The 6,382-nt window shown below is 34.3% G+C and carries 7 protein-coding genes; all 7 read right to left on the bottom strand.

Going from position 1 to position 6,382, the window contains the following annotated elements:
- A partial coding sequence (locus CN514_RS22340; protein WP_141529486.1) for a phosphotransferase family protein occupies positions 1 to 648 on the bottom strand: 648 nt, incomplete at its 3' end.
- 31 nt (positions 649 to 679) lie between these two features.
- Entirely contained in the window at positions 680 to 1,081 is a 402-nt protein-coding gene (locus CN514_RS22345) for an acyl-CoA thioesterase (RefSeq protein ID WP_098234458.1), read from the bottom strand.
- Positions 1,082 to 1,159: 78 nt separating this feature from the next.
- Positions 1,160 to 1,729 carry a TetR/AcrR family transcriptional regulator gene (locus CN514_RS22350; protein WP_098234459.1) on the bottom strand — a complete coding sequence of 190 codons (570 nt, stop codon included), beginning with the start codon at positions 1,727 to 1,729 and terminating at the stop codon, positions 1,160 to 1,162.
- A 141-nt stretch (positions 1,730 to 1,870) separates the two neighbouring features.
- Positions 1,871 to 3,493, bottom strand: a complete 1,623-nt coding sequence (locus CN514_RS22355; RefSeq protein ID WP_098234460.1) for a long-chain-fatty-acid--CoA ligase — start codon at positions 3,491 to 3,493, stop codon at positions 1,871 to 1,873.
- A gap of 60 nt (positions 3,494 to 3,553) precedes the next feature.
- Positions 3,554 to 4,306: an SDR family NAD(P)-dependent oxidoreductase gene (locus tag CN514_RS22360; protein WP_098234461.1), complete on the bottom strand. Its 753-nt coding sequence runs from the start codon at positions 4,304 to 4,306 to the stop codon at positions 3,554 to 3,556.
- 34 nt (positions 4,307 to 4,340) lie between these two features.
- Positions 4,341 to 5,579: an acyl-CoA dehydrogenase family protein gene (locus CN514_RS22365; protein ID WP_098234462.1), complete on the bottom strand. Its 1,239-nt coding sequence runs from the start codon at positions 5,577 to 5,579 to the stop codon at positions 4,341 to 4,343.
- A gap of 62 nt (positions 5,580 to 5,641) precedes the next feature.
- A partial coding sequence (locus CN514_RS22370) for a 2-phosphosulfolactate phosphatase (protein ID WP_098234463.1) occupies positions 5,642 to 6,382 on the bottom strand: 741 nt, incomplete at its 5' end.

Raw genomic sequence — 6,382 nt, forward strand, 5'->3', positions numbered from 1 at the left:
ATGAATAATTGATGAGTGATGATTTTTTGGTACATTATTGATTAACCAACTCATTAGTCGATCAACCTCGGCAATTTCACTAGTCTTTGCCCTGTTATAACGTCCAATCCAGCCATTAACTTGTCTTTCCATAAAATTCTCAGGTTTCGTTATTTCTAGGAGTTTTGTTTTTGTATAATCAATGGAGTGTAACTCAACCAGCTTATTTACCATTACAGTAGATAATCTTTTACGATCTTCAATTGTTACGTTTAAATGTGGAGGAAATGATGAGTCAAATACTTCACCATATTTTCTTTCCATAATGAAAAATGGACTACCTACAATTTCTTCATTTTCAGAATATAAAATCGGCTTAGGTGCAGCCGAAAAGTGTGGATGTATTTCTGATAAAATACGAAATTCTCTTTTCATATCGTGTGCTTTTGGAGCAACTGGGCCAAGTGGCGGTCGTCTTAACACAACTTCCCTTTCCCTAATTTTTAATAAATAGGTTAAGTTTGAATGACCCGCTGAGAACTGACGAATCTCTAATTCTCCATCTGGAAGATCATCAATATTTTTTTCTAAAAATTTATGTAAAACATGAGGATTTAACTCTTCACCTTTGCGAACATGAATCGTTTCTAATTCTATCTTTTCAGCCATATTACCCCTCCTTAACTTTAGAAAATTCAGTTTATTTAACAACTAAATGCCTTTCTAACTGTTCTCTAAATACCCCAGGAAGTACTTCACTACGCTGTTCTTTAAAATTAAAAAATACAATGATCGCATTGCCCGTAGCAATCATTTGCTTTGTCTCTTCACAACAAATTTCATGTTCGAGATGAAAACTTTTGTTTCCTATTCTTGTAATATAAGTTGCTACTGACAATTTTTGATTAAAGTGACCTTGATTCACAAAATCACATTTTGTAGACGCTAGAATAAACTTCCAATCATCTAGATTCATTGAATAGCCAAGCGATTGGAAGAATTTAATTCGCGCTTCTTCTAAATAAATAAAGTAACTAGTATTGTTAATATGACCTAATGCATCAGTTTCACAAAATCTAGGGGTAACGGTGAATTTTTCCATAAAACAACCTACCTTTATCAATATTTTGTATTTACCAATACTAACTGGTCGGTATGTAAAGGAGAAGGAGACAAGTGATTACTCCCCTACTTTAATCCCTTTTAAGATCATTTCTTGGAATGACTTCGCTATTTCAAATGCATTTTTTTGTCCTTCTGCGTTATACCATTCATAACTCCAGTTCATAACACCTAAAATACCGAATGAAACGATAGGTACGTCTAAATCTGATCTTAAATCCCCATTTTTAATTCCTTCATTAAGAAGCTTCTCAATATTAAATCTGTATAAATCTCTTTTTGCTTTAATTTCTGTTAAACTTTCAGGATTTAAATGTCTCATTTCACGATAAAATACCTTTGCACTTGGACCTTGCTTTTTAATGTCCATTAGGCTTAAATAAATGACTTCAAATAGTTTTTCTGAAAAGCTTTTCTTTGAATCATTAATAACTTCTTCCTGCTCATTTAATACTTCATCAATAAATTGAAGATGAATTTCCATAAGAAGCTGTTCTTTGCTTGTATAATAGTAGTAAAAAGTTCCTTTTGTCACTCCGATTGATTCGACGATATCTTGAATGGATGTACTCGTAAATCCTTTTTTATCAAATAGCTGTATAGAGTGTTCCTTTATTTTTTGTTTCATTAGATGTCCTCGCAATCTTAAAAATTCAATAGAATTATATCATAGTACAAGGAAGTTTTTATCGTAATCTAATTAATTAAATTAAAGGGTATCATATCTTACTAAATAGATTGATACTCCTTGTGAAAGATAATCTATCCATTACCCTTGATAGATAGAGCTTTCTTCTTCTCTAATAGCTCTTCTTAATATTTTGCCAACATTCGTTTTAGGTAGTTCGTTTCGGAATTCGATTATTCGTGGAACTTTATATGTCGCTAAATGATTTTTGCAGTATTCCTTCATTTCTTCTAAAGTAAGATGTTTATCTTCTTTAAGGACAATCACTGCTTTAACTGTTTCACCTCTATAAGAGTCGGGTACACCTATAACAACAGCCTCTTTTACGTAGGGATGCTCATAAATTACTTCTTCTATTTCACGAGGATACACGTTAAAGCCACTTGCTATAATCATATCCTTTTTTCGATCTAAAATTGAGACGTATCCATCTTCATCAACACTCGCAATATCACCCGTATATAACCATCCATCTCTAATTGTATTTGCCGTTTCTTCTGGTAAATTCCAATAGCCTTTCATTACTTGAGGTCCTTTAATAATTAATTCACCAATTTCACCTACTTGAACTTCGTCTAATCCGCTAGCTATGTCAACGATTTTTGAATCAGTAGATGGAAAAGGGATGCCCACGGTGCCTGGCTTTCTTGCTGCAAATGCAGGATTACTATGAGTAGTTGGGGATGCTTCAGATAATCCATAGCCTTCTAAAATAGTAGCACCTGTCTTTTTTTCAAATTGTTTCATGAGTTCTACTGGCATCGGTGCACTTCCACTATTGCAAAGCTTAATTGCATCGATCCCATATTTTTCAGACTCAGGATGATTTATTAATGCAATATACATTGTTGGTACGCCTGGAAATAGTGTAGGTTGTTCATTTTTTATCGTATTTAAAACTTCTTCAATTTCAAAACGTGGTAGGATGATCATTTCGTTTGCCATGAAAACACTTAAATTAATACATACTGTCATTCCATAAACATGGAAAAACGGTATGATGGATAAGACCCGCTCACAACCAGGATTGAAAGCGCCTTTATAAAATTCACCTTGCTGCATTATATTTGCGTATAGATTTCGGTGGGTTAGCATTACTCCTTTTGAACGTCCAGTTGTTCCACCAGTGTATTGAAGAATTGCAACATCTTCATGAGAATCAATCGAAACAGGTTTCAATTCTTGATTTCCGCTTTGCAAAAAACTTCCAAAGGATATTGCTTCTTCATAATTCTCTTCTGTACCAGTTAAATTTACTACGATAATTTTCCGTAAATTTGTGTCTTCAATTAATGGTTTGACGGTAGTGTACAAACTGTTTAATACAACGATTGTTTCAGTTCCTGAGTCATTTAATAATTCCTTTAGTTCCCTTTCAACAGACATTGGATTTATTTGGGTTACGATTCCACCTACAGTTAGAATTCCATAATATGAAATAACATATTGTGGACAATTTGGAAGCATGATTGCTATACGGTCACCTTTTTGAATGCCATCTTTTTGTAATGCAGAAGCAAATCTCTTTACTGCCGACTGTACTTCTTTATACGTATTTTTTTTACCATAAAATGATAGACAAGAATGATTAGGATAGTTTTCGGCAGTTTCGTTAAATATTTCTGGAATTGTTTTTGTCGGAATTGATAGTTCTTTTGCAATATATTCAGGATAGTGAGCTAACCAAACTTTATTTGTTGACATACATAACTCTCCATTTCTGATCATGAATATTGTTTTAAACAACTTTTCAAATCTAATAGATTAGAATATTAATCCTCCACCATCAACTGATAACGTTGCTCCAGTCACGAATGATGCTTCATCAGATGCTAAAAATAGTGCAGCTGATGCGATTTCATCTGGAGACCCTATTCTACCAAGTGCATTTGCACGGGATAAAATCGACCACTTTCTTTCATCATTTTTCCATTCCTTTATTATATTTGTATCAATTATTCCTGGAGCAATGGCATTTACTCGAATATTATATTTTCCGTACTCTAATGCTGCATTTTGCGTTAATAAAACTACTCCACCTTTAGAAGCATTGTATGCACTTACATATTTTCGTCCTTTTAAACCTAGTAAACTAGCTGTATTGATTATCACACCGTTGCCAGATTTTTTTAGCTCAGGAATTGCATATTTTATGCCTAAAAATACACTTTTTAGATTAATATCGATTACTTGATCCCATTCCTCTTCTGCTAAGTCTACACTTCTTACTTCGGAGTTTCCTATTCCAGCATTGTTAAACAAAATATCAATTCGACCAAAATGTTCAACTGCTCGCTTTATCAAATTTTGAATGCTTTTACTTTCGGCTACATTCGTTTTTATGAAAATAGCTTCTTGATTTTGTTGATTTATTACACCTAGTGTTTCTTCACCAGTAACTTCATTAATGTCTGCTATAACAATTTTTGCTCCCTCTTTTGCGAAACGGATAGCAGTAGCACGCCCGATTCCACTACCTCCGCCTGTAATAACTGCCACTTTATCTATTAGTCTCATTTAGATCCTCTCTCAATCTGTCATTTAATTTGAATTAACTTTTTATTGTAGAGAAGTTTTTTTCTGTAGCATGTTTTTTTAATTCTAATCTTGCTAACTGCGCTCGATGTACTTCATCTGGACCATCAGCTAATCTTAGCGTTCTGGCATTTGCCCATTGAGCAGCTAACGTATAATCATCAGATACACCTGCAGCACCAAAGGCTTGAATAGCGCGGTCAATTACGCGTAAAGCCATTGAAGGTGCGACGACTTTTATCATTGCAATTTCTGCTTTCGCCTCTTTATTACCAACAGTGTCCATCATATATGCGGCCTTTAAGGTTAGTAATCTAGCTTGCTCAATTTCGATTCTTGAATTAGCAATCCACTCTTGAACTACGCCTTGATTTGCAATTGGCTTACCAAATGCTGCTCGATTTTGAACACGCTTACACATTTCTACGAGTGCCCGTTCGGCAGCACCAATCAATCTCATACAATGGTGGATGCGACCTGGACCAAGTCTACCTTGTGCAATCGCAAATCCTTTCCCCTCTCCCCATAAAATATTACTTGCAGGAACTTTTACATTTGTAAACGTAATTTCTGCATGTCCATGCGGTGCATGATCATAACCGAATACTGGTAATACCCTTTCGATTTTTACGCCAGGTGTATTTAACGGGACTAGAATCATAGATTGCTGTTCATACTTAGATGCATCCGGGTTCGTTTTCCCCATAAATATTGCAATTTTGCATCTAGGATCCCCAGCTCCAGATGACCACCATTTTCGACCATTGATGATATAATAATCACCTTCTTTTTTGATACTCGCTTCAATATTTGTGGCATCAGAAGAAGCAACCTCAGGCTCGGTCATTGAAAAGCATGAGCGAATTTCACCGTTTAAAAGTGGTACTAACCAATTTTCCTTTTGCTCTTTCGTACCATATCTTTCTAAAACCTCCATATTCCCAGTATCTGGTGCACTACAATTAAACACTTCTGGTCCAATCATAGATCGTCCCATAATTTCGCATAATGGAGCGTATTCTAAATTCGTCAATCCTGCTCCTAAGTCACTTTCAGGTAAAAATAAATTCCATAATCCTGCTTGTTTTGCTTTTTGTTTTAATTCTTCCATAATCGGAGGTACATCACTCCACCGAGTTTCTTGGGCATTTAACTGCTGCTCATATATTCGCTCATTAGGATAAACGTAAGTTTCCATAAATTTTGTTAACTTTAATTGAAGCTCTTTACTTTTTTGCGTATATAAAAAATCCATTCAATCATCCCTTTCACAACTAGTTTTTGCCTAACAAGTTACAGTGTTTAATAGAACAATATTTAAATAGTTTCCTTTGAAAAATTGACATTAACTACGCTTTTACCATCTGTAAATATTGGTACAACATTAAAAATACTTTTCCTACTAACGAATTTTAATTCTTCTTCAAATCCATAACGAACTAACATTTTACCAACATTCGATTCCGCTAAAATCTCATTACATTTTTCTTTCAAACCTAAGTAAAAATAATGGGCAGACTTAGCTGCATCAGATAAATCAAAAGTACATGATTCATTTACTAAGCAATCAATAAAATAACCTGCTCCATAAAAGTCTTCCATATTAAATTTTCCTGAAGATCCCGAACATACTAAAATAACAGACTCATCTTTGTAGGATTGTCTTAAGTGATATGCAACTGCATTTGCATTCAAAATTGATGCAGCATATACTCTCTTTGCATTTTGAGAATTTTTTAACGCCACTGTTCCATTCGTTGTTGATAAAACGATTGACTGATCAGGAACAACTTTCTTTAAAGTTAATGGATTAGGAGCTAGAAAACCTTCAATTGTATTCCCTTCATATTCCCCTATTAATAGGTATTCTTTGTCCAAATTTTTATTTGTGAAAAGAACTGCCTCTTGTCCATTCATAACAGGTACGACCTCTTTAGCACCAAAGGCTAATGCCGCTGTAATGGTGGAAGTAGCAAGCAATACATCAAAAACGACTACTATCTTTTCATCGTTTAGTTTTTGATCATCAATTTCTTCTTTTTTCATCAAAAGATGAAG

The organism is Bacillus sp. AFS001701, assembly GCF_002559405.1.
Lineage (GTDB): Bacteria > Bacillota > Bacilli > Bacillales > Bacillaceae_G > Gottfriedia.

Excerpts from the sequence above, each read along its gene's own strand:
- CN514_RS22345 (WP_098234458.1), bottom strand. The coding sequence starts at position 1,081 with ATGGAAAAATTCACCGTTACCCCTAGATTTTGTGAAACTGATGCATTA.
- CN514_RS22360 (WP_098234461.1), bottom strand. The coding sequence starts at position 4,306 with ATGAGACTAATAGATAAAGTGGCAGTTATTACAGGCGGAGGTAGTGGA.
- CN514_RS22355 (WP_098234460.1), bottom strand. The coding sequence starts at position 3,493 with ATGTCAACAAATAAAGTTTGGTTAGCTCACTATCCTGAATATATTGCA.
- CN514_RS22365 (WP_098234462.1), bottom strand. The coding sequence starts at position 5,579 with ATGGATTTTTTATATACGCAAAAAAGTAAAGAGCTTCAATTAAAGTTA.
- CN514_RS22350 (WP_098234459.1), bottom strand. The coding sequence starts at position 1,729 with ATGAAACAAAAAATAAAGGAACACTCTATACAGCTATTTGATAAAAAA.